This is a genomic window from Cupriavidus sp. OTU4054 (assembly GCF_038440175.1).
Lineage (GTDB): Bacteria > Pseudomonadota > Gammaproteobacteria > Burkholderiales > Burkholderiaceae > Cupriavidus > Cupriavidus pauculus_D.
The window spans coordinates 246,238-272,672 of record NZ_JASATF010000003.1 but is presented as its reverse complement, the minus strand read 5'-3'; the positions used below and the strand labels follow the sequence as shown (position 1 = coordinate 272,672).

The following is a 26,435-nucleotide window of genomic DNA, read 5'->3' as shown; positions in this document are numbered from 1 at the left end:
CCAGCGCTTTGCACGTTGAGGGGGAGCCCCTGTCAGGGGCAGTGGCTTGCAGGCGCCGGCCGGGGCCGGCCGCCTCGGGTCAGATCGCTCCCGCGACGCGCAGCGCCGCAATCTGCGCCGGCGATCGGCCCAGCCATTCGAGGATCTCGTCGGTATGTTCGCCCAGCAGCGGCGAGCGCTCGACCTCGACCGGCGAGTCGGACAGCGTGATCGGCGAGCCCAGCTGCACGTACTTGCCGCGCGCCGGGTGGTCCAGCTCCACCAGATAACCGCGCTCGTACATCGTCCGGTCCTCGATCAGGTCCTTCATCGACAGGATCGGGCCGCACGGCACGTCCACCCCGTTGAGCGCGTTCATCACCTCGAACTTGGTGCGGCCCAGCGTCCATTCCTCGATGATGCCGAAGCACGTGGGGAGCTTCTTGAGGCGGACTTCGGGCGTGGCGAATTCCGGATCGGTGATCAGTTCCTCGCGGCCGCACAGACGCATCAGCGGTTCCCAGCCCTGCGGCTGGATGATGACGTAGACGTAGTCGTTGGGACCGCCCGGCGCGCAGCGCAGCGCGGCACCCGGCTGGCCGCCACCCGATGCGTTGCCCGCGCGCGGCACGTGGTCGTCGAACTGGTCGTTGGGGTACTCGCGCAGCGGGCCGGCATCCAGACGCTGCTGGTCGCGCAGCTTCACGCGGCAGAGGTTCAGCACGGCGTCCTGCATGGCCACTTCCACGCGCTGGCCGCGGCCCGAATGCTCGCGCTGCAGCAGCGCGGCGAGGATGCCCACCACGCAGTGCACGCCCGTGCCCGAGTCGCCGATCTGCGCACCGGTCACCGTCGGCATGCCGGTGGCCTCGCCCGTCGTCGATGCCGCGCCGCCCATGCACTGGGCCACGTTCTCGTAGGCCTTGCAGTCTTGATACGGGCCGGGGCCGAAGCCCTTGATCGACGCGTAGATCATGCGCGGATTCAGGTCCTGGATCTGGTCCCAGCCGAAGCCGGCGCGGGCCAGCACGCCCGGGCCGAAATTCTCGATGAGCACGTCGCTTTTCTGGATCAGGTCCTCGAGCAGCGCCTTGCCTTCCGGCGTCTTCATATTGAGCGTCAGGCTGCGCTTGTTGCTGTTCAGCATCGTGAAGTACAGGCTGTCGGCGTTGGGCACGTCACGCAGCTGGCTGCGCGTGATGTCGCCCCGCCCGGGCATTTCGACCTTGATCACGTCGGCGCCCATCCACGCCATCAGCTGCGTCGCCGAAGGTCCGGCTTGCACGTGCGTCATGTCCAGGATGCGAATGCCGTCCAGGGCCTTGCGTTGCTCCATGATGCGTCTCCTGATTTGTGTTTCGCTCTTTCGACATACAGTATGTGGTATATCACGAAGATGCAAGAGGGTTTAAACCCCAATCAGGCAAGTTTCGATATTGCGACGCAGCAATCAGGATTCGGCCAAAAAAAATGCCCCAGCGCCGGGCCGGCGCTGGGGCATCGCGATGACGGAGCGGGTCGTCAGTCCAGGAAGTCGCAGTGCTTCTCGACGTAATCGGCGAGGTCCAGCGAATGCTGGCGCACGAGCCGTTCGGCCAGTTCCGTGTCGCGCTTTTCCAGTGCCTCGATGATCCGCAGATGGTCGACGATCGAACGCGCGGCGCGATCGCTCTGGGAAATGGTCATTTTTCGGATCGCGCGCACATGGACGAAGATGTTCTTGATCTGGTCCATGATGACCTGCGACTTCGACAGCTGCACGATCGCCTGATGGAAGACGATGTTGGCGTCCGAGTACTCCTCGATATGCTCGGCCGGTGTCGAGTCCCGGAAGCTGTCGAACATGTGGCGCAGCTTGCCGATCTCCTCGTCCGTGGCGTTCTGCGTGGCCAGACGCGCGGCCATGCTTTCCAGCGCGGCCCAGACCTGAATCATTTCGACGATCTCGCGCTTGGTCTTGCGCATGATGTAGATGCCGCGGCGCGGCACCGTGCGCAGGAAGCCTTCCTGCTCGAGCAGCGTCATGGCCTCGCGAATCGGGGTGCGGCTCACGCCCAGCGCTTCGCTGAGCACGCGCTCGTCGAGGCGCACCTCCTCTCGCGACTGGTAGATATCGGCATCGGCGATGGCCTGGCGCAGCATCGCGTAGGCCTGGTCGCGCAGGCTGGCGCCCGCATTGATCGGCTGCAGCGCCAGTGTGAGACCGCCTGGCGGCTGGGTGACGTCCTGAACTTCTGTTTGGCTTTGGGCAGACATGAATGCACTCGTAGATGGCCGGCGCGCGGTCCCCGGCAGACTTCACACGCAACGATAGATGGCAGTTTGGCATGCCGTCATGCGTTTCGCTCATGAATTCTGCCTCCGGGGACGCGCGGGTGGCGATCAGATATCGCCACCGGCCTTTCGTATATGGTATATCACATCACTGCCACTGCAAGGTTATGCCGCGCGCGCCACCTTCGCGTCGTTCGGCGCCGACGCGGGCGCCAGCGCGGTCTGCGCCATGCGATCGCGCTGCTTGACCAGGCCCAGCACCGCGTCGATCATCGGCGTCGGCTGCCCGAGCATGCGGCCCATCTCCTGCACCACCGTCAGCAGCGGATCGATCTCCATCGCGCGCCCCGCCTCCAGATCCTGCAGCATCGACGTCTTGTGCGCGCCCACCGCACCCGCGCCATCGATCCGCCGCTCCACGTCCACGCGGAAATGGACGCCGAAGCGCTCGGCAATGTCCTTGGCCTCGAGCATCATCTGCTTCGACAGCGCGCGGGTGGCGGGATCGGACGTGATGATGTCCAGCGTGCCGTGGGTCAGCGCGCTGATCGGGTTGAAGCACAGGTTGCCCCAGAGCTTGAGCCAGATCTCGTCGCGGATGTTGTCGCGAACCGGTGCGTCGAGGTCCGCGGCAACCATCAGCTCGGCCAGCGCCGTCACGCGCGTGGACCGGCTGCCATCGGGCTCCCCGATCGGGAATTTCTTGCCATAGACGTGCCGGATCACACCGGGCGCCTCGATCTCGGCGGCGGGATAGAGCACGCAGCCGATCGCGCGCTCGGGGCCGAAGCCCTTCCACTGCTTCGCGCCCGGGTCCACGCTCTCCAGCGTCGAGCCCGCGAATTCGCCGCCGTGCTTGTAGAAGTACCAGTAGGGAATGCCGTTGACGCCCGTGACGATGGCGGTCTGGGGACCGATCAGCGGCTGCATCAGGTCCACCACGCCCGGCACCTGGTGGGCCTTGAGCGTGATGAACACGTAGTCCTGCGGGCCCAGTTCGCGTGGATCGCTCGTGCAGCGGACGCGGGCCACGCGTTCCTGCCCCTCGATCAGCAACCGCACGCCGTTGGCCTGCATGGCGGCCAGATGCGGGCCGCGCGCGATAAAACTGACGTCGGCACCCGCCAGCGCGAGCTGGGCGCCCAGATACCCGCCGATGGCACCGGCGCCATAGATACAGATCTTCATGCGTCGTCTCCTCAGTGCTATAGATTATGTGAAAGCTGTTTTGATATATCACATACTATATTCCACACCAGCACAGGACAACCTCAATTTGCGGGACGACCGCAATCTTTCCCGCCTCCGCGCGGCGTTCACGTGCACTGTCAGACATCCTCCTGTTCTCAGATAGCGCCTGCTGCACTACCATCGAAGTGTCGTCCGCTGTGCCCAGCCCGTTCCCCGTGCCCCACCCGCCAAGGAGTTCGCATGGATTCGCTGATGGACCTCGCCCGTGACCCGTCGGCATGGGCCGCGCTGGCCACGCTGATCGCGATGGAAGTCGTGCTTGGGATCGACAACCTCATCTTCATCTCCATCCTCACGAACAAGCTGCCCGAGGAAACGCGCGAGAAGGCGCGGCGGATCGGTATCGGCCTGGCGCTGATCCTGCGCCTCGGCCTGCTGGCGACGATCGCCATCATCGTGTCGCTGACCGAGCCCGTGTTCACGATCTTCGGCAAGGGCATCTCGTGGCGGGATCTGATCCTCATTGCCGGCGGCGCGTTCCTCGTCTGGAAAGCGACGCGGGAGATCCACCAGCACGTGGCACACGACGACGACCATGGCGAAGGCGGCGAGCCAGGCGACGACGCCGCGGCGGCCCGCGCCGTGCCCGGCTTTGCGGCCGCGATCGGGCAGATCCTGATCCTCGACATCGTGTTCTCGATCGACAGCATCATCACGGCCGTGGGTATGACCGACCATGTGCCCATCATGTTCGTCGCGGTGATCGTGGCCGTGACGGTCATGCTGTTCGCGGCAGGGCCGCTGGCCAACTTCATCAACCGCAACCCGACCATCGTCATGCTGGCGCTGGCCTTCCTGATCATGATCGGCATGACGCTGATCGCGGACGGGCTCGGCCACCACGTGCCGAAGGGGTATATCTATACGGCCATGGCCTTCTCCGTGGCAGTGGAGGCGCTGAACATGCTGGCGCGGCGCAGGAAGAAGAAGCACTAGGCCCGGGCGGCAACAGCCGCGGGCGAACGGGTATCATCTCCGGTTGCTGTCACGCATAACCCCACTCCATGCTTCCTACCGATCTTTCCGGTCCCGACGGCAGCCAGGCTTCGCTGCCGCGGTCCGAACGGGCCTATCAGCAGCTGCGGGCCGCCATCCAGTCCGGGCAACTGTCGCCGGGCACGCGCCTGCGCGAGGTCGAGCTCGCCGAGTCGCTCGGCCTGTCGCGCACCCCCGTGCGCGAGGCGCTGTCGCGGCTCGAGTCCGAGGGCCTCGTCGTCAACGAACCCAATCGCGGCATGATGGTGACGCAGCTCGACGCCAGCATGGTCAGCGAGCTGTACGTGATGCGCGAAGTGCTGGAGGCCACCGCGGCCGCGCTGGCCGCGCGCCATGCGACCGACGTCGAGATCTCGCTGCTGCGCGATATCGTCGAACGAGACCTGCTCCTCGCCGAAGATCCCGAACGGCTCGTCGCGAACAACCGCCTGTTCCACGAGACACTGCACCGCTGCGCGCATAACCGTTACCTGCTCAAGACCCTGCGCACGCTGCACGAGTCGATGGCGTTGCTGGGCCGCTCGACCCTCGCCGTGCCGGGCCGCGCGCGCGGTTCGTACGAGGAACACATGGCCCTCGTGGAAGCGCTCGAAGCACGGAATCCCACGCAAGCCGAGCAAATCGCACGGCGGCATATCCAGCAGGCCTACAAGGTGCGCCTGTCGCTGTGGGTCGAGGAACAATCGCGCTGATTCGCGCCGATCGCGCACGCGCGCGTGCCGGGCGTTTAGTCGGGCGTTTAGTCGGGCGTTTAGTCGGGCGTTTGGTCGGGCATTTGCACACATTGTTCAACATTGAAGAAAAGTGTGTTCCGTCCTCACGCTTTTCTGACGCGTCAGACCTTGCTATCGTGCGTATTGGGGTCGGGGCTCTTCTCTCCTTCCGACTCCGCGTCACCTCCGTGGCGGTTTTTTCATTGGTGTCAGCGCGCGTGGTCAGACTGTTCGTCCGCACGCCCGGTTGATACAAGGCGCGGCGCTTGCCGCGCCTACTTTTCTACCCGAGACGAGGAGACCGCCATGCAAGGCAAGACCGTCAGGATTCCCGGGCCGGACCATCCCATCGATATCAAGCCGCTCGATGGCCGCGTGATCGTGACAGCGGGCGGCCGGGTGGTTGCCGACAGCCGGCACGCGCTCGTACTGAAAGAATCCACCTACCCCGCCGTCTACTACATTCCGCGAGAAGACGCGGACATGTCGCAGCTGACCCGCACGACGCACAGCACGCACTGCCCCTACAAGGGCGATGCCGCGTACTACAGCATTCCCGGCGCCGGCGATCGCGGCGCCAATGCGGTATGGACGTACGAAACCCCGCATGACGCGGTGGTGTCCATCGCCGGCCATCTCGCGTTCTACCCCGATCGCGTCGACAGCATCGAAGTCAGCGCCTGAGCGCGCGCTCCACAACAAAGACACGACACATGGCATTGCAGACCCAAGGCGTGCCCGCCGGGCACCGTTCGCCGTTGTATAGCCGTTATCTCGCGGTACGCCAGCGTACGCTCGCACTGGTCGAGCCCCTCAACGCGGAGGACATGGCCATCCAGTCCATGCCCGACGCGAGTCCCGCCAAATGGCACCTGGGCCATACGACGTGGTTCTTCGAGACGTTCCTGCTGACGCCGCATCTGCCGGGCTACAAGGTCTATGACGCCAGTTACGGCTATCTCTTCAATTCGTATTACGAAGCCATCGGCGAACGTCAGCCGCGCCCGTTTCGCGGGCTGCTGAGCCGGCCGACCGTCGATGAGGTGATGGCTTACCGCGCGCATGTCGACGCGCAGATGCTCGCGCTGCTCGAGACGCGCGCGCCCGACACGCTGGCATCGCTGATGGATCTGGGCCTTGCGCACGAGGAACAGCACCAGGAACTGCTGCTGATGGACATCCTCCATCTGTTCGCGCAGTCCCCGCTCAAGCCCGCGTACGACACGCGCTGGCCCCGCCCGCGTGCCGCCGGCCGCGCGCGCTATGCGCGCATGGAGGGCGGACTCGTCGAGATCGGCGACGACACCGACGGCTTCTGCTTCGACAACGAGCGGCCGCGCCACAAGATCTACGTGGCCCCGTTCGAGATCGCGGACCGGCTCGTGACAAATGGCGAATGGCTGCGCTTTATCAACGATGGCGGCTACACGCGCCCCGAGCTGTGGCTTGCCGATGGCTGGGCACGCGTAAAGTCGGGCGAGCTCGATGCCCCGCTGTACTGGCAGCATTCCGAGCATGGCTGGCAGGAGATGACCCTCGGCGGCCTGCGTTCGATCGACTGGGACGCCCCCGTCGTGCACGTGAGCTACTACGAGGCGAACGCCTATGCGCGCTGGGCCGGTGCGCGCCTGCCGTCGGAAGCCGAGTGGGAGATCAGCACGCGCGCCGGGGTGCTGACCCAGGTCGATGATGTGGCATGGCAGTGGACGCAGACCGCGTACGGCCCCTATCCGGGCTTCCACGCGTCGATGGATGCGATTGGCGAGTACAACGGCAAGTTCATGGTGAGCCAGCTCGTGCTGCGCGGCGGCGCGAGCGTGACGCCGCCGGACCACGCACGGGCAACGTACCGCAATTTCTTCTATCCGCATATGCGCTGGATGTTCGCGGGCGTGCGTCTGGCGCGCGATCCGGGCACGCAGCCGCCGGGGCGGCATCCCAGCCATGACGAGCATGACGACTTCACGCGCGACGTGCGCGTGGGCCTGTCGGGTCATCCCAAGGCGATGTCGCCAAAGTACTTCTACGATGCGACCGGCTCCGATCTGTTCGAGGCGATCTGCCGCACGCCCGAGTACTACCCCACGCGTACGGAATCCGCGCTGCTGGCGCGTATCGCCGGCGATGTGGTCGCCACCTTTGCCACGGGCACCGCGCTGATCGAATTCGGCAGCGGCGCCAGCGAGAAGACGAATCTGCTGCTCGCGGCCAGCGATCGCATCGATGCGTATGTGCCCGTGGATATCAGCGGCGACGCGCTGGCGGGCGCGGTATCGCGGCTTGCGCAACGCTATCCGGCGTTGCACGTCCACGCGCTGGAGGCCGATTTCACGCAGCCGTTCGCGCTGCCGGAGGCCACGCAGGGCCGTCCGCGCGTCGGGTTCTTCCCGGGCTCGACCATCGGCAATTTCACGCACGACGAGGCCGCGCAGTTCCTGCGCAATGCGCGCGAGATGCTCGGCGCCGATGCCCGCATGATCGTCGGTGCGGACATGGTCAAGGATCTGCCGACGCTGCTGCGCGCCTACGACGATGCGGAAGGCGTGACGGCGCGGTTCAACAAGAATCTGCTCGTGCGCATCAACCGCGAGCTCGATGGGAATTTCGATCCGGACACGTTCGACCACCTCGCCATCTGGAACGACGCGCACCAGCGTATCGAGATGCATCTGGTCAGCCGCGTCGACCAGATCGTGCACGCCGCGGGGCAGTCGTTCACGTTCCGGCGCGGCGAGCGGCTGCATACCGAGAACTCGCACAAGTTCACGGTGGAGTCGCTCTCGGCGCTTGCCGTCGATGCGGGCTGGCAGGTGACGCGCCACTGGATCAGCGACGCGCCCGCGTTCGGCGTGTTCGAGCTTGCCGCGCGCTAGCCGAGCATGCGCACCAGCGTCTTCAGCAACGGCGCGAAGTCCGGCGCGCCGTCGTAGCGTGTGCCGTTGAGGAACAGCGACGGCGTGCCATTCACGCCGCTTCGCACGCCTCCCTTGAAGTCGGCTTCGATCTTCGCCACGAATTCCTTGTCGCCGTCGAACGCGCGCTGGACCAGCACGTCGGGCACACCGAGCTCGCGCGCGTAGCGCACCAGATCGTCGTCCTCGAGGGCGCCCTGGCTTTCGAAGAGCCGGTCGTGCATCGGCCAGAACTTGCCCGCGTGCGCGGCCGCCTCGCTGACCATCGCCGCCGCACCCGCATGCGGGTGCATATCGACGAGCGGAAAGTGGCGATAGACCACGGCGAGCCGATCGCCGAGTTCGCGCTGCAGCTGCTGGATGATCGGATACATGCGCCCGCAGAACGGACACTCGAAGTCGCCGTACTCGACGAGCACCAGCGGTGCGTCCGCGTTGCCCTGCAGATGATCGGCCGGGCCGACCGGAATGGTGAGGTGGCTCATTGAGGCTCCTTGCCCTGCAGACGGCCCAGCGCATCGAGAATGCCATCGACGCCAGGGTTGATGGCGATGGGCGACACATAGCTCCAGCGAATCACGCCGTCGCCATCGATAACGAACAGCGCGCGTTCCGAGGTGCCATCCGTTTCGCGATAGACGCCGTAGGCGCGCGCCACGGCGCCCTTCGGTTCGAAGTCCGCGAGCAGCGGGAAATGCAGCTTCCTTTGTTCGGCAAACGCCGTATGGCTCCATACGCTATCGACGGAAATCCCCAACAGGACGGCGCCAAAGGCCTCCATCTCGTGCCGCGTGGCGTTGAGGAGCGTCATTTCGTCGCCGCAGACCGGACTCCAGTCCGCGGGATAGAACGCCAGGACCACGGGCCGGCCGCGCAATTCGCGCAGCGCGATGCTCTGGTCCGGTGTCGCGTGAAGACTGAAGTCGGGCGCGATGGTCCCCGCCTTCAGGTACTCGGCAGCTGATGCCATGGATCTTCCTCGTTAGGGGCAGGGCAAGCCCATTCTTCTCCCTTTTCCCGCACCGAGGGTTCAGATTGCCGCCCGTCTTTCCAGTTCGAACGGTTCTCCATCCACTTATTTATCAACGCTGATGAATAATCTATCGAAACATGTCATTGGAACTTGTAAATGCCCCGCCCTATGATCTGCTCACACCAAGCGGAATACGGATAGGGGCTTCCTTTGACAACCTGGGCAATTGGCATCGATATCGGCGGCACGTTCACGGACGTGGTCGCCCTGGACTACGACGAGGGGGCGCTGCATAGCCTCAAGGTCCTGACCACACACGGGGATCCGGCCCAGGGCGTGGCCGACGGCGTGCAGCAGCTGATGCAGGCATGCGATATCCGTCCCGGCAGCGTCGCCCGCGTGGTCCACGCCACCACGCTCTTCACCAATGCGCTGATCGAGCGGCGCGGCAGCACCACGGGTCTGCTGACGACGCGCGGCTTTCGCGATGTGCTCGAGATCGGGCACGAGCGCAAGTACGACCTCTACGACATCCATATCGAACCGGCGCCCGCGCTCGTACCGCGCAACCTGCGCGCCGAAATCGGCGGCCGCGTCGATGGCCATGGCCGCGTGCTCGAGGCGCCCGATGCGGAAGACGTGCGCAAGGCCGTCGCCGGCCTCGTCGAACAGGGCGTCGAATCGATCGCCGTCTGCCTGCTGCATGCCTACGCGTTTGCCGGCCACGAGCAGCAGGTGCGGGCATGGATCGCGCAGGACTTTCCGCATCTCCACGTCACGCTGTCCTCCGACGTGGCGCCCGTCATTCGCGAGTTCGAGCGCAACTCGACCACGGTGGCCAACGCCTATATCAAGCCGCTGGCCAAGCGGTATCTGGACGCGCTGGAGAGCCGGCTTACCGCGCTCGGGCTGCCGAAGGGCGTGCTGCTGATGTTGTCCAACGGCGGCCTGTCCCATATCGAGGAAGCCAAGCGCAATCCGATCGAACTGCTCGAATCGGGCCCCGCGGCCGGTGCCATCTCCGCGGCGCACTACAGCCATCGCGACGACCAGCCCAACCTCATGGCGTTCGACATGGGCGGTACCACCGCCAAGCTCTGCCTCGTCGAGCACGGCAAGCCCTATATCGCGTTCGGCTTCGAGGCGGCGCGCCGCAAGCGCTTCGCCGAAGGTAGCGGCCTGCCGATTCGCATCACCACCATCGACCTCATCGAGATCGGCGCGGGCGGCGGCAGCATCGCCCATTGCGACGAACTCGGCCTGATGAAGGTGGGCCCGCATAGCGCGGGTTCGGAACCCGGACCGGCATGCTATGGGCTGGGCGGACAGGATCCGACCGTCACCGATGCCAACCTCGTGCTCGGCTACCTCAATCCCGACTACTTCGCGGGCGGCACCATGAAGGTCGATCGCGACAAGGCGCACGGGGCACTGTCGCGCATCGCCAGCGAGATGGGCGGCCAGACCCAAATCGGCGCGCTCGACGTCGCATGGGGCATGCACCACATCGTGGCCGAGAACATGGCCGGCGCCGCGCGCGTCCACGCCGCGGAACGCGGCCGCGATCCGCGCGACTTCGTGCTGCTGTGCACGGGCGGCGGGGGGCCGCTCCACGCGTACTATGTCGCGCAGAAGATCGGCGTGAACACGATCATCTGCCCGCCGGCCGCCGGCGTCGCCTCGGCGTATGGCCTGCTGGTCGCGCCCGCGCGGGCCGACCGTTCGCGCACGGCGACGTTCCGTCCGTCCACGGGGCAACTCGCCGAACTGGAAGACGCGTTCCGCCACCTCGAGGCGCAGGTCCGCGATTCGCTGGCCTCCGTCGATGCGACGTTCGGCCCCATCAGGCTGTCGCGCCATGCCGATGGCCGCTTCGTCGGGCAGGGTTTCACGCTGTCCGTCGAACTGCCGGAAGGGCCCTACCTTGCCGACACGGCCGGCGAAGGCGCGATGCGCGAGGCGCTCACCGCCGCGTTCGAGTCCGCCTATCGCGAGAAATTCGGCCGCACACCGCCCAATGTCCCGATCGAACTCGTCAACCTGCGCGTCACCGGCGAAGCGCCGCCGCGCATGGCGTTCGCGCCGAAGCCGCTCGACACCGGCGATCGTGCCACGCCGTCCGGCGAGCGCGAGGTGTATTTCCGCGAGGCGCATGGCTACGTGTCCACACCCGTGTTCCATCGCTCGGCGCTGCGTGTGGGCTTCTCCGCCCAGGGGCCTCTGCTCGTCGAGGACACGGGCTCGACGCTCGTGGTCGGCCCCAAGGGCCATGTCGAACAACTTGCCAGCGGCAACCTGGTCATCACCATCAAGGAGCAGTGAGCCATGGCCATTGCAAATGCAGCGACATCGGCGGCATCGGCGGCATCGGTCGATCCGATCTTTCTCGAAGTATTTTGGACGCGCGTGCGCTCGGTCGTCAACGAAGCCGCGAAGCTGATCGTGCGCACATCGTTCTCCACACTGTCCACCGAAGCCAACGACTTCGCCGTGGTGGTGACGGATTCAGCCGGCCGCGCGCTGGCCGAGAACAGCGGCAGCATTCCGTCGTTCATCGGCACTCTGCCCCGCACCGTGCAGGCCGCCCTCGCCAGGATCGGTGCGGCCAATATGCAGCCCGGCGATATCTACATCACCAACAATCCGTGGATCGGCACCGGCCACCTGAACGACGTCTGCCTGGTCAAGCCGCTGTTCCACGACGGATCGCTGATCGGCTTCGCGGCCACGGCGGGCCACGTGCCCGATATCGGCGGCAAGATCCGATCGGTCGATGCGCGCGAGCTGTTCGAAGAAGGCTTCCATATTCCGCTGATGCCGCTGCTGCGCGCGAATCGGGCGGACGAAACGCTGCTGTCGCTGATCCGCACCAACGTGCGGACGCCCGAGCAGACGGTCGGCGATATCTGGGCACAGGTGGGCGCGGTCGAACTCATCGCCACACGGCTCACCGCCATCCTGCGCGAGTACGCGCTGCCCGGTATCGATGACCTCGCCCAGGCGTTGTTCACGCGGAGCGAAGACGCGATGCGCCGCGCCATCGCGAAGCTGCCCGAAGGCAGCTATGCCTACGACATGGAAACGGACGGCTTCGGCGAGCGCTTTCGCTTCGCGGTCACGGTCCGCGTGCGCGGCGGCGAGATCGAATGCGATTTCGCGGGAACGTCGCCGCAGCAGCCGCGCGGCATCAACTGCGTACTGTCCTATACGAACGCGATGTCCGTGTATGCGATCAAGTGCCTGCTGTTGCCCGACCTGCCCAACAACGATGGGCTGTTCCGTCCGATCAAGGTCACCGCGCCGGAAGGCACGATCCTGAACCCGCGCTCGCCGGCTCCCGTGGGCGGCCGCGCGTGCACCGGGCACTATGTGCCGACGGCGATCTTCGGCGCCATGCATCGCGTGCTGCCCGATGCAGTGATGGCGGGCGTCGGTTCGCCGCTGTGGATCGCCAACCTCAGCGGCACCACGGCGGAAGGCAAGCCGTTTGCCACGGTGCTGTTCTACAACGGCGGCCTGGGTGGCACGGCGAAAAAGGACGGCGCGTCGGTGATGTCGTGGCCGAGCAATATCTCGCCGACGCCGATCGAGGTCGCGGAGCGCGATGCGCCGCTGCACTTCCGGTACAAGCGGCTGCGCGAAGGATCGGGCGGTGCCGGGCAGTATCGCGGCGGCCTTGGCGAAGAGATCTGTTTCGTCAGCGAACATCCGACGCCGCTCTCCATCGTCTTCCTCACGGAACGCCTGCACGTGCCCGCACCGGGACTCGGGGGCGCGGAGGCCGGCGCGTGTGGCGAGGTGCTGATCAACGGCGAGGCCATCAATGCGCGCATTCCGCATACGCTGAACCCCGGCGACGAAGTCATTCTGCGCACGCCGGGCGGCGGCGGTTTCGGTCCCGCCTCGGCCCGGGACCCGGAACTCGGCCGGCGCGACCGCCTGCACGGCTACGTGGCCTGAGCCATGCGCGAGGCGTCTCTATACAGGGTCGATCGCGGCGGCTACCACGCCCTCGGGCAGCGTCTGCCCGTGGATCGTCTGCAGCAGCACGCGCAGCAGCCGCTGCGCGGTCGGCGACAGCGAGCGCAGCCGGCGCGTGATCAGGCAGACCTCGCGCTTCAGCACCGGCGATTCGAGTTCGCGGAAGGCCAGCGTCTCGAATCCCGCGACCTTGCCCGCGAGCGCGGGCACGATCGAGAAGCCGCCGCCTTCCGTCAGCACGGCCAGCAGGGACGTCGAACTCGAGATCTCGAACTGGCAGTTGTCGAAGCCTGGCCATGCCGGACCCTGCGTCCTGAGGATCGTGCCGATGCCGGTGTCCTGCGTGAAGGCCACGAAGCCTTCGCTCGGGAGGTCGGCCCACTTGAGCGGGCCCTTGCCCTTCGCGAGCGGATTGTCGGGGCGGCAGACGATGCCGAACGTATCGCTCAGCAGCGGCACGTAGTCGAGTTCGTCGAAGCCCTTGTAGCGGCTGGCGATGGCGAAGTCCAGTTCGCCGTCCACCACCAGTTGCTCGACCTGCTGCGCGCCCGCATCGCGGAGCGTGAACGACACGGCCGGGTACTCCTCGCGGAACGCCACGATCGACTGCACGAGGAACTGATAGATGGCCGATGCCGCGGCGGCGATGCGCACATGGCCCTTCTGGCTCTGCGCGATGGCCTCGAGGTCGGAGATCGCCGCGTCGAACTCTCGCAGGATCTTGTCCGCTTCCGCCTTGAACCGTACCGCCTCGGGCGTCATCGCCACGCGGCGCGTGTTGCGGTCGAACAGCTTGAGGCCGACGGCCTCCTCGAACTGCTGGATGGTGGCGGTGAGCGCGGACTGGGTCACGAACAGCCGGGTCGCGGCCGTCGTGAAGGAACCCGACTCCGCGACCTCGGCGAAGCAGCGCAGATGACGAAGCGAAATGGTGCGATTCATGCCTCGAAAAATATATCTGCAAAAACGAATAGTCAACAAAAACTAATAATTTGTACCGAATAGCCGGCCCACATAAACTTTTCGCACCCGGCCTGTTTTTTCCGACCTGCCCACCCCGCACACCATGCCGAACCTTGCTGCCCGAATCCGCCGCATCAAACCCTCTCCGAGCTCCATGGCAGGCCAGCGCGCGCGCGAACTGCGCGAGACGGGCCGCGACATCGTCGGCCTGACCAGCGGCGAGCCGGACTTCGATACGCCCGCCAACGTGACCGAAGCGGTCATCCGCGCGATGGCCGCGTCCAAGACCAAGTACACCGACGTCGGCGGCACGCCGGACCTCAAGCTCGCCATCCGCGACAAGTTCCTGCGCGACAACGGCCTCGACTACAAGCCGTCCGAACTGATCGTGGGCACGGGCGCCAAGCAGATCATCTTCAATGCGCTGATGTGCACAGTGGAAGCCGGCGACGAAGTCATCGTGCCGTCGCCCTACTGGGTGTCGTATCCCGACATCGTGCTGCTGGCCGGCGGTACGCCGATCATCGTGCCCTGCCCCGCAGGATGCGGATTCAAGCTGCAGCCCGAAGACCTCGACCGCGCGATAACGCCGCGCACGAAGTGGGTCATCCTGAACGCGCCGAACAATCCCAGCGGCGCGATCTACACGCGTGAAGAAATGCGCGCACTGGCCGACGTGCTGATGCGCCATCCGCATGTGTGGGTACTGTCGGACGACATCTACGAACACCTGATCTTCGATGGGCGCGAGTTCTGCACGCCCGCGCAGGTCGAGCCCGCGCTGAAGGACCGCACGCTGACGCTCAATGGCGTGTCGAAGGCGTACGCGATGACGGGCTGGCGGATCGGGTATGCCGGCGCGCCGGCCGGTCTCGTCAAGGCGATGGTCAAGCTGCAGTCGCAGAGCACGTCGAATCCGTCCTCCATCAGCCAGGCGGCCGCCGTGGAAGCGCTCAACGGACCGCAGGACTTCATGGCGCCGCGCCGGGCGATCTTTCAGGAACGGCGCGACAAGGTCGTGGGCTGGCTCAACGACATCCCCGGCATCCGCTGCCACCGGCCCGAAGGCGCGTTCTATGCGTTTCCGTCGTGTGCCGCGCTGCTGGGCAAGAAGACGCCCGACGGCAAGGTGCTCGAGACCGACGAGGATTTCATCCTGTATCTGCTGGACGCGGTGAACGTTGCCGTCCTGCATGGGGCCGCCTATGGCGTCTCGCCGTTTTTCCGTATTTCGTATGCGACCTCGATCGAGGTGCTCGACGAAGGCTGCCAGCGCCTGAGACGGGCATGCGAAATGCTCGTCTGAACCAATACGATATGAAGCGGCCCTCGATGGCCGCCTGCTCGCTCCAGCGCACGCTCCTGTGTTTAACCCCCACTTTGACCGCCCACGGTCATCCTCCCATGGAGAGCAAGCAATGCATGGAATTTCCCTGCCGGGCCTCTTGGCCGCGACCGCAGTGACGCTCGCAGCGGGCATCGTCGCGCCGGCACATGCCGCGGACGAAGCCACCGACTTTCCGTCCAGGCCGATCCACATCGTCGTGCCGTATCCGGCGGGCGGCTCCGTCGATCTGCTCGCGCGGGCGCTCGGGGAGCGGGTCGGCGCGAAGTTCGGCCAGCCCGTCGTCGTCGAAAGCCGGCCCGGTGCGGGCAGCAATATCGGCGCCGCGTTCGTGGCGAAGGCGCCGGCGGACGGCTATACCCTGCTGCTGGGCACGTCGGCCGCGCTGGCCGTCAATGTAAGCCTGTACAAGAACCTGTCGTATTCGCCGCTGAAGGACTTTCGCCCGGTGATGCTGGCCACGCGCCTGCCGAGCCTCGTGGTCGTCAACTCGAGCAGTCCGGTGAAGTCGATGAAGGAACTGACGCCCTATCTCTCGAGCCTGGGCGCGCAGGCCTCCTATGCGTCCGCGGGCAACGGCACGCCCGCGCATCTGGGCGGCGAACTCTTCAAGAAGCTGGCCAATCTGCCCAAGCTGGTGCACGTGCCCTACAAGGGCGGCGCCCCCGCGCTGGCCGACCTGCTCGGCAACCAGACGACGATGATGATCGCCATCGCGCCCGAGGCCTTGCCCATGGTGAAGGACGGCAAGCTGCGCGCGCTGGCCGTGACCACGAGCAATCGCCTCGCGCAGTTCCCCGATCTGCCGACCGTGGCCGAGTCGGGCGTGCCGAACTACGAGCTCGTGGCCTGGTACGGCCTCGTTGCCCCGGCCGGCACACCGGCCCCGATCGTCGCGAAGCTGAACACGGCGTTCAATGAAGCGCTCGAAGACCCGAAGGTCCGCACCCGCCTGACCGATATGGGCTTCGACCTCGTAGGCGGTCCGCCGTCGGTGCTGGAGAACCAGATGCGCAGCGAGGCAGTCAAGTGGGCAAAGGTCATCAAGGAGGCGCAGATCGAGATGGATTGAAGGGGGCGGCCTGTGGGACTGTGGGCCTGTGGGCCTGTGGGCCTGTGGGCCTGTGGCCCTGAGGGCCCGACGCCCCTTCACGCAAGCGCGGCCGCCGGCCCGCGCCTGCGGAGCGTGCTGCGCGCGACCAGCGCGCATACCGCGAACGTTCCGGCGAGGACGCCGAGGGACGACGAGGTGTGGCCGTGCGTGGTGAATCCGGTCGCGAAGGCGATGGCGGCCAGTTCCAGTCTGCGGCCGAGGTTGTGGTTGCGTGTCATGGTCTTGTCCGCGAATCGCCTGCGTGATCGTTGCCGGTTTATATCTGCGGGGTTCTCAGTATTCGGTCACCGGCGCGTGGACCGGTGCGATCGATGCGTGCGGGGTCTGCGTGCGCTGGGCGGCCTTGTGGACCATCGTGTAGGCGTAGTCGATGCCCATGCCGTAGGCGCCCGAGTGTTCCTTGGCCAGGCCCGTCACGGCGTCGTACGTTTCCTTGTTCTTCCAGTCGCGCTGCCACTCGAGCAGCACCTGCTGCCACGTCACGGGCACCACGCCGGCCTGGATCATGCGCTGCATCGCGTAGTCGTGCGCTTCCTTGGTCGTGCCGCCCGAGGCGTCGGCCACCATGTAGATCTCGTAATCGCCTTCGAGCATCGCGCTCAGCGCGAACGTGGTGTTACAGACTTCGGTCCACAGACCGGCCACGACGATCTTCCTGCGGCCGTTGGCGGCCAGCGCGTCACGCACCTTCTGGTCGTCCCACGAGTTCATCGAGGTGCGCTCCAGCGTTTCCTTGCCGGGGAACACGTCGAGCAGTTCGGGATACGTGTAGCCGGAGAACGAATCGGACTCGACCGTGGTGATGGTGGTCGGCACGTCGAAGATCTTGGCTGCCTTGGCCAGGCCCACGACGTTGTTCTTCATGGTCTGGCGGTCCATCGACTGCACGCCGAAGGCCATCTGGGGCTGGTGGTCGATGAAGATCAACTGGCTGTTGCGCGGGGTCAGGACTTGCAGCTTGGCGTTCGACATGGTTTCTCTCCGGAAAAGGTAATTCAATAAGTTTGAGGTTGTTGTTGGGCAGTGCTAGCTGTGCTGCGCTGTCCATGGGTTGAACTATAGCGGTCGCCTTCCCGGAGAAAGTCGGCTATCGCTGTCATAGTTATTCAAAATAATTGAATATACGTCACATTGTCGAAATGTGACCCGCAAAAAGCAAAACCGGCCCGCCGCTCACACGAGAGGTGTGGCGGTGGGCCGGTTCAATGGGGTGCGGCACCTTGCGATGCCGCGTACTACCTGGTCGCTGGACAGCGACCCGATCCAACTTGCTTGCTGCGATCAGCCGTTTGCGTAGACAACCTTGGCCTTGCGGGCTTCGGCTTGCAGACGGGTGAAGACGTTCTGCACAGCGGCGATGACGCGCTTGACGTCGTTGGCGAAGCCGAGGCTTTGCGAGCCCAGTTCGCGCTCGATCAGTTCGCGCTCGAGTTGGTCGGTGATCTTGATATCGGAGTTCGTGTTCATGGCGTTCTTCCTTCCTAGGGATAACCCTTATGGGGTTTTCCCGAATTGTAGCAAAAGGATTGGCGCAATGCAGCATTAGGTAATAGTACGTAGTGCTTGGCAGCAACAACGGCCGCAAAAAGGGCCGGATGAGAGACTTTTTGACGGCACTTTGGCCGATTTTGTACGCAGAACCGCACGTAGGCACCATCGCGGGTGTGGACTTGCATCGCAACACGCCTATCGACATGCGGTTGCCCCATTCGGGTTCCGACAACATCTCGTCCATTCCGGACAACCGGTTCCAGACAGCCGCCGTCCGGCCCGTCAGCACGTATGCTGGCACCTATGAAACTTGTCTTGCGTAGAACCCTGTGGACCGGTCTGGCGCTCGTTGCGCTCGCAGGGGCCGGTGCAGTGACCCGGTTGGACCTGTGGCATGTGCCGGATCCGATCCCTTCGGCGGTTGGGGCACCTGCCGATGTCTCCTTTGGCCCCAGCGGCCAGGATCAGACCGATGCGCTGCAATCGGCACTCGATACCCTGCAGTCGGGCCAGCGGCTGGTGCTCGCGCCGGGCACCTATACGGTCAGCCGCGTGCTGACCGTGAGCCGGGAGCAGGTCGTCGTGTCCGGCTACGGGGCGACCTTCGTCGCGACCAATCCGGATCAGCAGGCCATTGTCATGAACGGACGAAACTCGACGCTCGTGGGGCTGACGCTGCGCGGCGTCGGCACGCAGCGGCTGGAGTCGGCGACATCGGCGAAAGTGGTCGTCGACGGCGAAGGCATTCAGGTGCTCGACGTCACGATCCAGGGTGGCGCCAGCGCCGGCATCTTCGTGTCGCGGGGCCGAAGCATCGCGCTGATCGGGGACAAGGTCAGCGGGACGCTGGCCGACGGCATTCACATCACGGGCGGCTCGCAGGACGTGCTCGTGCAGGACTCCTCCGTCACGGCCACCGGCGACGACATGGTCGGGATCGTCAGCTATCAGCGCGATGGCGAGCAGACGCGGAACATCTATGTGACCGGCAACTATCTGGCCGGCAACGCGTGGGGACGCGGCGTCGCGGTGGTCGGCAGCGCGGACGTGACCGTCGTCGGCAACTGGGTGGAGGGCGTGCAGAAGGCCGCGGCCATCATGGTGGCGCAGGAGGATGGCTATCGGACGATGGATGCCTCCAACGTGCTGATTGCCAGCAACTCGATTGCCGACGACCAGAACGCGACGCAACCCGGGAACAACCGCATGGCGACCGGGCACGCGGCCATCGACATCAATACGGACAGCGGCAGCGTGTCGCGGCTGCAGATCATGGGCAACCAGATCATCCGCACGCGGTTCGACGGCTTTCGGGTACAGGGCAATATCTGCGGGGTCGGCATTACCGGCAACCGTTTCGGCGCCATCGGCGGGACGCCGATCGCGCTGCTCTACCGCAACTGTACGGCCGAGCAATTCAACTGCGGCGGGAATACGCTCGATGGCGCGGGTATGTCCGGGCCGTCAGGGTGTTCCGGCGGGGGATCGGTTCAGGTTGCCGGGGCCGACGCGAGCCGGTTACCCCAGGTGCGGTCTTCCTATCGACGTCCCCAATAGCGCCGTTCCCCCAATAGCGCCGCCTTATCTGATGCGCGGCGTTTCCGCGACCAGCTGCCGCAGGTACTTGCCGTAGTGGCTCTTGCCGAGCGGCGTGGCAAGGCGCTCGACCTGTTCGTCGTCGATCCAGCGCCGCCGGAATGCAATCTCCTCGGGACACGCGACCATCAGGCCCTGGCGCTTCTGCAACGTGGCGACCATCTGCGCGGCATCGATCAGCGAGTCGTGCGTGCCCGTATCGAACCACGCGTAGCCACGGCCCATGATGTCGACGTTCAGCTTGCCCGCCGCAAGGTAGCGCGAGTTCACCTCGGTGATCTCGAGCTCCCCGCGCGCCGAGGGGCGAATGTCCGCGGCGATGTCGCACACCGCGTTGTCATAGAAGTAGAGCCCCGTCACCGCGTAGCTGGACCGCGGCGTGGCGGGCTTCTCCTCGATGGACAACGCGCGAAAGTCCTCGTCGAACTCCACCACGCCGTAGCGTTCGGGATCGTGTACGTGATACGCGAACACGGTGGCACCCTCCTCGCGCCGGCCGGAACGGGTCAGCATGCGGGCGAGATCGTGGCCGTAGTAGATGTTGTCGCCGAGGATCAGCGCCGACGGGTCGCGGCCGACGAAGTCGCGGCCGATGATGAATGCCTGCGCGAGGCCGTCCGGCGAAGGCTGCTCCGCGTAGTGGAGGTTCATGCCCCACTGCCTCCCGTCGCCAAGCAGCGAGGCAAAGCGCGGCGTGTCCTGCGGCGTGGAGATGATCAGCACGTCGCGAATGCCGGCCACCATCAGCGTGGTGAGCGGGTAGTAGATCATCGGCTTGTCGTACACGGGCAGCAGCTGTTTGGAGATGCATTGCGTGACCGGGTACAGCCGCGTGCCGGAACCGCCGGCGAGAATGATGCCCTTGCGTGTCATACCTGCATCTCCTTCACAGTTGGGGATTCATGCGTGCGTGGTGCGGGCGCGCCGCCGTTCGTCGCGCGCCGGTAGCAGAGGCAGAACGCGATGGCGCCCGCCAGTTCGGTAAGGATCACGGAGATCACCGTGCCCTCGGCCCCCAGGTACAGTACGAAGGGCACCACGTAGATCAGATGCAGCAGCGTGACCGCGGCATAGATGTTCCGGACCGTGCGATGGTGACCCAGCGCCATCAGCCCCAGATTGCCGTAGATGAACGCCACGCTCGTCAGCGGCAGCAGCACGGCCTCCAGCCGCAGCAGCAGAATCGCGTCATGGAACGGCTCGCCCAGCCACATGCGAATGCCCATGCCCGCGAACACCTCCACGAACACGAACATCGAGCAGGAGCATGCGAAGACCACCACCATCGCACGGCGCATCAGCGCGCGCGCGGCCGCGGGGTTGGTCACGTTGTACTGGCTGATGCGCGGATAGAACGCGGTGCCCAGCACCGTGAAAATGGTCTGGCCCGCGATGCGGATCTTGTCCGCCATCGAGAACTGGCCCACCGCGACCGGTCCGTGAAAGTGGTTGAGCAGGATCGCGTTGAAGTTCACGTAGAAGCTGACGAGCACCAGCGACAGGAACATCGGAAAGCCGTCACGCAAAGATGCCGTGACCGCCGTCCACGGGACCCTGACCAGCGACGCCATCCGCCCGCGCACGACGCCCCACAGCGCCGCTGCGGCAAGCATCGCGGTGCCCACGCTGATACCGAGCGCGGCCAGCGCCGCGTCGCCGGGCGACTTGACCCACAACATCACGCAGCCGAGGCTTGCTGCCTTGGAGACGAAGTTGGGCAATACCAGCGTCTTCATCCTCTCCAGCCCCTGATAGAGCCAGATAGGCGTGACCGCATTGGCGACGACGCCGACGAATGCCGCGGCGAGAATGGTCCAGTGCTCGCGGAGATCGGGCAGGCCGAGCAGTGCGCCGCCCATCAACACGGCCGCGCCGAGCAACAGCAGCAGCTTGGCCAGCATCGTCGCGGAGAACACTTCGGCGACGGCCGCCGGGTCGTCGCGCCTGAGCGACACCACGCGCGTCGCGGAGAGGTTGTGGCCGTAGTCGGTCAGAAGAATCAGGTATTGCGCCAGCGCCTGGCAGTAGGCCAGCACGCCGAACTCGCGCACGCCCAGCTTGTGGCCCAGAAACGGCAGCAGGACGAGCGGAAACAGGTAGTTGCTGCCCTGGATCAACAACAGGTACGACGCGGTCGAACGTATGGATGGCGGCATGGGCACGGCCTTCGCTTAGCGGCGTGGGCCGAAGTTCGGCCGGCCATAGAGCGATTGCGCCGCGGCCGGGGCCCGCTGCCGGACAGGCTGCCCGAGGAAGCGGAAGATCAGCCAGAGCAAGGCGAGCGGGACGAAATTGCGGCCGCTGAACAGGTTCGGCACGCGCAGGATTTCCATCAGCGAGACCAGCAGCACCGCATGCGCGCAGCACCAGAAGCCATTGCCCGTGCGCCAGCCCGCGTAGCTGCGGCCCAGCAGCCAGCCCATCAGCGCCGCCTCCAGCAGCGCAAACCAGCCCCATTCGTAGAAATGCACGTAGAGGCCGGACGGGTTGTTGAACTCCGGGTCGCCGAACGTGTTGAGGAACGTGCCGTAGCCGTCGCCACGTCCGACGAACGGGCGAAAGCTCTCGCCGATGACCGGAAACTTGACCAGCCAGTCGAACGTGAACGTGGGATCGCCGGTCCCCCAGCCCATGACCGTCAGCAGGCCCGCGCCGTTGTTGATGGCCGTCGAGTAGTACAGGCCCAGACGCTCCAGCGCGAAGTCGAAGATGTTGTCGTAGATGTTGACGTAGTACGTCTCCCACGAGCGGTTGTACTCGTTGGCGATAAAGAAGCCGATCAGCGGCGGAATGGCGGCGAACGGCCCGAGCGACATCAGCAGGCTTCGCCCTTCGCCCTTGCCGGACAGCCGGAACCGCGCAAACATCAGCGCCCACGGCAGCACCACTTCGACCAGCGCCAGCCGCTCCGCGAAAATGAAGCTGCGCAGCAGCGTGAGGACGAACAGCACGCCAAGGTAGGCCTTGTAGCGCGTGATGCCACGCACGGCGACCGGAAAGACGGCGAAGTAGAGCGGCACGTAGGCCACGGACGCCTGCGTCAGCGTGCTGATGCCCGCCACGCGGCCCTTGAGTTCGAGCACGTCGTAGGTACTGGCGGTGCCGTTCAGATACGACATCAGCACGGCCGGCTTGGCGAGGACCCCACCCATCATCACGAGGTAGCCCAGGCAGGCGAGCCAGAACAACGCGTCCAGCACGAGCGGCGACACCGCGACGGGCCGCTCGGCCGGACGCGGCGCCAGCACGCGCTCGCCGGCGGCGGCCGCGGCCATGGTGAACAGAAACAACGCGCCGGCGATCGCGTAGTGGCTGTTGAAGTAGATGCGATCGATCGACTTCTGGTCGCCCAGCAGTTCGACGCAGACCAGTGCGTACAGCGGGATGATGAACCACAGCAGCAGCTTTGCCGGATCTTCCCACCAGTAGCCGTCGTTCAGGGGGCGGACGTCGCGCATGGGGCGGCCTTCACTCGGGCGCCACGGCGAGCGGATCCGCGACGGCCATGCCGCGCGGGATGCTCGGCGCTACCGCGGGCGTCTGCGCCATCGCGCCGCGCACCATCGCGAGGAACTCCGCGCGGAACCGCTCCGGCGAAAACTGCAGCGCATTGCGCCGGCACGCGGCGGGCAGCACGGGGCCGCTGCCCTCGAAGCGGCATACCGCGCGCACGATGTCCTCGACGGTCTGGCGCGGAAAGAACACCCCCGTGCGCAGGTCCCGGTCGCGGCTGTCGATCACGGTTTCGCGCGCGCCGCCCTGCCCCAGCGCGATGACCGGCGTGCCGCACGCCTGCGCCTCCACGGCCACGATGCCGAAGTCCTCCTCGGCGGCGAACACGAAGGCCTTTGCGCGCTGCATATGCGAGACCAGCACCTCCGCCGACTGGTAGCCGAGCACCCGGACATTCGGCGTGGCCATGTCGCGGATGCGCTCGAAATCGGGACCATCGCCGATGACGACCAGCTGCTTGTCTCGCATGGAGGCAAAGGCCTCGACGATCAGGCTGACCTTCTTGTAGGGCACGAGGCGCGACGCGGTGAGGTAGAAGTCCTCGCGCTGTTCGTTCAGGCTGAATTTCTCGACATCGACGGGCGGATAGACCACGACGGCATCGCGCCCGTAGACCTTGTGGATGCGCCGGGCCACATACGCGGAATTGGCCACGAACAGATCCACGCCATGCGCGGTGCGCTGGTCCCATAGCCGCATGTAGTGCAGGATCGCGCGGGCCAGCCAGCTCTTGGGACCGCGCGTCAGCCGCGACTCCGTGAGGTACTGGTGCTGCAGGTCCCACGCGTATCGCATCGGCGAATGCACATAGCTGACGTGTACCTGGCCGGGGCCCGTGATGACGCCCTTGGCCACGGCATGGCTCGACGAGATGACCAGATCGTAGGCAGAGAGATCGAGCTGTTCCACGGCCAGCGGCATCAGCGGCAGGTAGGAGCGGAACGATTTGCGCGCGCGCGGCAGGCGCTGGATAAACGTCGTGGTCGCGTGCTTGCCCTGCAGCGCGGCGCGCTGCGCGTCGGGAAAGAAATCGACCACGCTGAACAGGTCGGCCTCCGGCCAGATCTTGAGGATCTGCTCGAGCACGCGCTCGGACCCGGCGTACGTGGACAGCCATTCGTGTACGACGGCGACCCGGCCGAATTCGCTGACAGGAGGATTCATCGTTGTGGAAGCCATGGTGAGATCTCGCCAAGTAACCGCGCGGCCGTGTCGCGCCAGGAATAGCGCCGCACGCGCGCCAGGCCCTTCTCGCGCAGCTTCTCGCGCAGGGCACTGTCTTGCATGACGCGGGTCAGCAGCGCGCCGAACTCGCGCGGGCTGGTCGGCGTGAAATACAGCACGGCCGGACCGCAGGCCTCTCGCACGGAGGGCAGGTTCGACGCCAGCACGGGACACCCCAGCGTCATCGCCTCCACGGGCGGCAGTCCGTAGCCCTCGTAGAGCGACGGAAACACGAAGCAGCCCGCGCCCCGGAACAGCGCCTTGAGGTCGGCGTCCTCGACATAGCCGAGCCGCTTGACCGAACTCATCTGGGCCGACCGGTCGTCGCGCACGGACTGGAACACGTGCCCGCCGCCGCCCACGATGACCACGTCGTAGTCCACCGTGCCCAGCATGCCGACTGCCTCCGCCACCAGCCTGAAGTTCTTGTGATAGCTCGCGCTGCTGACGGCGAGCACATACGGACGATCGGACAGTCCGTACTTGAGCCGCACGTCCTCCGATTCCGGCAGCCGCAGCATATGGTCGCCGCTCAGGGGCAGCACGCCGATCTTCCGGCCGGGAATGCGATAAGCGGACGCGATCTCGCGGCGCGAGAATTCGGACACGGTCAGCACGCGCCTGGCCACGCGCCCGACCCATGGCGCCATGACCCCGTACCAGGAGCGGAACGCCCGCGAATACGCCTGCGGCACGCGCACCGGGGCGGCGTCGTGCATCACCGTCACCTGGTTCGGATAGAGCAGCGGTGCCGCATTGCACAGGTTGAGCAGCAGCGCGCCTCCGGCCGCCACCGGCAGGCTGACCTGCTCCCATAACTGCCCGCCGCCCCGCCCCAGATGGTGGCCCACATGACGTATATGCAGGTTCGGGAACTGCTGCGCATCGACGGCGACGTCGGGGGGCACCAGCAGTTCGAACGACAGGCCCGCCGTGGCGGGATCCTGCTCGGCCACCAGCTGGTCGATGCAACGGACCACCTCATGTGCGAAGCGGTCGACGCCGGTGGCTTGGCGCCCCAGGAAGCGGCCATTGATCGCGACGGTCGTGGGCATCGCATGCTCCTAGTGACCGGCCCGCGCAAGCGGATTGGCGATGTACCGCACCACGCGGTCGCTGAACGACGCAGCCGGCAGCAGGCACAGCACGGTGAGGCCCCAGACCGCGATCTTCTTGCGCAGCGTCCAGAACGGATTGGCGACGATCGCATGGAAGTAGCGGCCCGAGTCGTACTGGAACCAGTGCCAGCGCTGCGCGAAGGACGCGCCGTAGACCTGCTGCGCGAAGCGCGCCTTCTCCGCCGAGAAATCGAGCGGAGCCGGCGGCAGTTCGATGCCCAGCCGGTCCTGCGCGATCTCGCGCAGGACGGACCAGCGGCGCGCCGACTGCCGGGCCACGGCCAGCGAGTCTTCGGCGTTGGAGAGCGACAGGTCCTCGCCCGGCGCCTTCGCCGCGGCGGCGCGATGCACGCGATAGCAACCGAGCGCCTGCTCGATCGCGCAGACCTTGCCCAGCAGTGCCACGCCGTAGATGGCATAGAAGTCGGCGCCATGGATATTGTCGGCGCCGACCGGTACGGGGAAGATGCGGCGCAGCGCCTCCACGCGATAGGCATTGCCCGACCCCGGCGGCGACGGATACAGCCAGCCGTCGCGCAGCATGCGGCCACAGCCGTCGGCCCGGATCGACTGCGGCACCTGCACGCCGGTAGGCAGGCCGTCGCTCGTCATGACGTCCAGGCGGTACTGCACCTTGACCCAGTCGCCCGAGCCCGAGAACGCGGCGATGACGGTGGCCGCCGCGGCGGGATGCAGCATGTCGTCGGCATCGAGAAACAACACATACGGCGTGACGACGCGTTCCAGCGCGTGGTTGTAGGCGGCCACCTGTCCGCCGTTGGGCTGGAAGACGGCCTCGACGCGTGTACCGTACCCTTCGATGATCGCGCGCGAATCGTCGGTGGACCCATCGTCGATGACCATCACCCGCACGTCCGGCGTGGACTGGGCGAGCGCCGAATCGATGGCGGCCGCCAGGTACTGCGCATAGTTGTAGTTGCAGATGACGATGGTCAGCGCGGGCGATGCGGTCCGGTCGGGCATGGATGTCT

At 65.9% G+C, this 26,435-nt stretch carries 24 protein-coding genes and 1 pseudogene; 10 read left to right on the top strand and 15 right to left on the bottom strand.

Annotated elements, in window-relative coordinates; translation table 11 throughout:
• Positions 1-79 precede the first annotated feature (79 nt).
• From frc to AAHB16_RS06045, 3 genes are all read right to left on the bottom strand, one after another.
• Complete coding sequence (frc, locus tag AAHB16_RS06055) at positions 80-1,315, bottom strand: formyl-CoA transferase (RefSeq protein ID WP_150376892.1); 1,236 nt, start codon at positions 1,313-1,315, stop codon at positions 80-82.
• A 185-nt stretch (positions 1,316-1,500) separates the two neighbouring features.
• Positions 1,501-2,235, bottom strand: a complete 735-nt coding sequence (locus AAHB16_RS06050; RefSeq protein WP_150376891.1) for a GntR family transcriptional regulator — start codon at positions 2,233-2,235, stop codon at positions 1,501-1,503.
• Positions 2,236-2,418: 183 nt separating this feature from the next.
• On the bottom strand, positions 2,419-3,441 hold the full coding sequence (locus tag AAHB16_RS06045; RefSeq protein WP_150376890.1) for a 2-dehydropantoate 2-reductase: 1,023 nt from the start codon (positions 3,439-3,441) through the stop codon (positions 2,419-2,421).
• A 243-nt stretch (positions 3,442-3,684) separates the two neighbouring features.
• On the opposite strand from AAHB16_RS06045, the gene AAHB16_RS06040 reads away from it, so the two are divergent.
• The 5 genes and pseudogenes from AAHB16_RS06040 (at position 3,685) to egtD (ending at position 8,086) form a co-directional block, all read left to right on the top strand.
• Positions 3,685-4,440: a TerC family protein gene (locus AAHB16_RS06040; protein WP_150376889.1), complete on the top strand. Its 756-nt coding sequence runs from the start codon at positions 3,685-3,687 to the stop codon at positions 4,438-4,440.
• 68 nt (positions 4,441-4,508) lie between these two features.
• Complete coding sequence (locus AAHB16_RS06035; RefSeq protein WP_150376888.1) at positions 4,509-5,192, top strand: GntR family transcriptional regulator; 684 nt, start codon at positions 4,509-4,511, stop codon at positions 5,190-5,192.
• A 327-nt stretch (positions 5,193-5,519) separates the two neighbouring features.
• Entirely contained in the window at positions 5,520-5,897 is a 378-nt protein-coding gene (locus AAHB16_RS06030; RefSeq protein WP_342050355.1) for a DUF427 domain-containing protein, read from the top strand.
• A 29-nt stretch (positions 5,898-5,926) separates the two neighbouring features.
• A pseudogene (gene egtB, locus AAHB16_RS32735) lies at positions 5,927-7,123 on the top strand (ergothioneine biosynthesis protein EgtB); the annotation flags it as partial.
• The gene (gene egtD, locus AAHB16_RS32730; RefSeq protein ID WP_446718067.1) at positions 7,106-8,086 is read left to right on the top strand and encodes an L-histidine N(alpha)-methyltransferase; all 981 of its coding nucleotides are present in this window, start codon (positions 7,106-7,108) and stop codon (positions 8,084-8,086) included. The pseudogene egtB and the gene egtD, both read left to right, overlap by 18 nt.
• On the opposite strand, the gene AAHB16_RS06020 is transcribed toward egtD, so the two are convergent.
• Both AAHB16_RS06020 and AAHB16_RS06015 read right to left on the bottom strand, forming a co-directional pair.
• Positions 8,083-8,610: a DsbA family protein gene (locus AAHB16_RS06020; protein ID WP_150376885.1), complete on the bottom strand. Its 528-nt coding sequence runs from the start codon at positions 8,608-8,610 to the stop codon at positions 8,083-8,085. The two genes, egtD and AAHB16_RS06020, sit on opposite strands and share 4 nt — an antisense overlap.
• Positions 8,607-9,095, bottom strand: coding sequence for a redoxin domain-containing protein (locus AAHB16_RS06015; RefSeq protein WP_150376884.1), 489 nt, complete (start codon positions 9,093-9,095; stop codon positions 8,607-8,609). The genes AAHB16_RS06020 and AAHB16_RS06015 overlap by 4 nt, the downstream gene beginning before the upstream one ends.
• 213 nt (positions 9,096-9,308) lie before the next feature.
• Between AAHB16_RS06015 and AAHB16_RS06010 the strand changes: the two genes are divergently transcribed.
• Positions 9,309-11,420 carry a hydantoinase/oxoprolinase family protein gene (locus tag AAHB16_RS06010; RefSeq protein WP_342050353.1) on the top strand — a complete coding sequence of 704 codons (2,112 nt, stop codon included), beginning with the start codon at positions 9,309-9,311 and terminating at the stop codon, positions 11,418-11,420.
• 3 nt (positions 11,421-11,423) lie between these two features.
• Positions 11,424-13,058, top strand: a complete 1,635-nt coding sequence (locus AAHB16_RS06005) for a hydantoinase B/oxoprolinase family protein (RefSeq protein WP_342050352.1) — start codon at positions 11,424-11,426, stop codon at positions 13,056-13,058.
• Positions 13,059-13,076: 18 nt separating this feature from the next.
• On the opposite strand, the gene AAHB16_RS06000 is transcribed toward AAHB16_RS06005, so the two are convergent.
• Complete coding sequence (locus AAHB16_RS06000; protein ID WP_342050351.1) at positions 13,077-14,021, bottom strand: LysR family transcriptional regulator; 945 nt, start codon at positions 14,019-14,021, stop codon at positions 13,077-13,079.
• 124 nt (positions 14,022-14,145) lie between these two features.
• Here AAHB16_RS06000 and AAHB16_RS05995 point away from each other — a divergent pair, with 124 nt between their 5' ends.
• Both AAHB16_RS05995 and AAHB16_RS05990 read left to right on the top strand, forming a co-directional pair.
• Positions 14,146-15,348: a pyridoxal phosphate-dependent aminotransferase gene (locus tag AAHB16_RS05995; protein ID WP_342050350.1), complete on the top strand. Its 1,203-nt coding sequence runs from the start codon at positions 14,146-14,148 to the stop codon at positions 15,346-15,348.
• Between the two features lie 112 nt (positions 15,349-15,460).
• Positions 15,461-16,459, top strand: coding sequence for a Bug family tripartite tricarboxylate transporter substrate binding protein (locus AAHB16_RS05990; RefSeq protein ID WP_342050349.1), 999 nt, complete (start codon positions 15,461-15,463; stop codon positions 16,457-16,459).
• Between the two features lie 77 nt (positions 16,460-16,536).
• Here the strand turns inward: AAHB16_RS05990 and AAHB16_RS05985 are convergent, their stop codons facing one another.
• The 3 genes from AAHB16_RS05985 to AAHB16_RS05975 form a co-directional block, all read right to left on the bottom strand.
• On the bottom strand, positions 16,537-16,719 hold the full coding sequence (locus tag AAHB16_RS05985; protein ID WP_150376878.1) for a hypothetical protein: 183 nt from the start codon (positions 16,717-16,719) through the stop codon (positions 16,537-16,539).
• A gap of 55 nt (positions 16,720-16,774) precedes the next feature.
• Positions 16,775-17,473 (bottom strand): hydrolase, encoded by a 699-nt coding sequence (locus tag AAHB16_RS05980; RefSeq protein ID WP_150374063.1) that lies wholly within the window; start codon positions 17,471-17,473, stop codon positions 16,775-16,777.
• A 309-nt stretch (positions 17,474-17,782) separates the two neighbouring features.
• The gene (locus tag AAHB16_RS05975) at positions 17,783-17,968 is read right to left on the bottom strand and encodes a hypothetical protein (RefSeq protein ID WP_150376877.1); all 186 of its coding nucleotides are present in this window, start codon (positions 17,966-17,968) and stop codon (positions 17,783-17,785) included.
• A 339-nt stretch (positions 17,969-18,307) separates the two neighbouring features.
• Here AAHB16_RS05975 and AAHB16_RS05970 point away from each other — a divergent pair, with 339 nt between their 5' ends.
• Positions 18,308-19,549 (top strand): right-handed parallel beta-helix repeat-containing protein, encoded by a 1,242-nt coding sequence (locus AAHB16_RS05970; protein WP_223851644.1) that lies wholly within the window; start codon positions 18,308-18,310, stop codon positions 19,547-19,549.
• A gap of 24 nt (positions 19,550-19,573) precedes the next feature.
• Here AAHB16_RS05970 and rfbA read toward each other — a convergent pair whose 3' ends face one another.
• The 6 genes from rfbA to AAHB16_RS05940 are packed head-to-tail and all read right to left on the bottom strand — an operon-like array spanning position 19,574 to position 26,427.
• Positions 19,574-20,461 carry a glucose-1-phosphate thymidylyltransferase RfbA gene (gene rfbA, locus AAHB16_RS05965; protein WP_342050348.1) on the bottom strand — a complete coding sequence of 296 codons (888 nt, stop codon included), beginning with the start codon at positions 20,459-20,461 and terminating at the stop codon, positions 19,574-19,576.
• Complete coding sequence (locus AAHB16_RS05960; protein ID WP_150376874.1) at positions 20,458-21,744, bottom strand: oligosaccharide flippase family protein; 1,287 nt, start codon at positions 21,742-21,744, stop codon at positions 20,458-20,460. The genes rfbA and AAHB16_RS05960 overlap by 4 nt, the downstream gene beginning before the upstream one ends.
• A 15-nt stretch (positions 21,745-21,759) precedes the next feature.
• The gene (locus AAHB16_RS05955; RefSeq protein ID WP_342050347.1) at positions 21,760-23,046 is read right to left on the bottom strand and encodes an oligosaccharide repeat unit polymerase; all 1,287 of its coding nucleotides are present in this window, start codon (positions 23,044-23,046) and stop codon (positions 21,760-21,762) included.
• 10 nt (positions 23,047-23,056) lie between these two features.
• Positions 23,057-24,280 carry a glycosyltransferase family 4 protein gene (locus AAHB16_RS05950; protein ID WP_342050346.1) on the bottom strand — a complete coding sequence of 408 codons (1,224 nt, stop codon included), beginning with the start codon at positions 24,278-24,280 and terminating at the stop codon, positions 23,057-23,059.
• Positions 24,262-25,380: a glycosyltransferase family 4 protein gene (locus AAHB16_RS05945; protein WP_342050345.1), complete on the bottom strand. Its 1,119-nt coding sequence runs from the start codon at positions 25,378-25,380 to the stop codon at positions 24,262-24,264. The genes AAHB16_RS05950 and AAHB16_RS05945 overlap by 19 nt, the downstream gene beginning before the upstream one ends.
• Before the next feature lie 9 nt (positions 25,381-25,389).
• On the bottom strand, positions 25,390-26,427 hold the full coding sequence (locus AAHB16_RS05940; protein WP_342050344.1) for a glycosyltransferase family 2 protein: 1,038 nt from the start codon (positions 26,425-26,427) through the stop codon (positions 25,390-25,392).
• Positions 26,428-26,435: the final 8 nt, after the last annotated feature.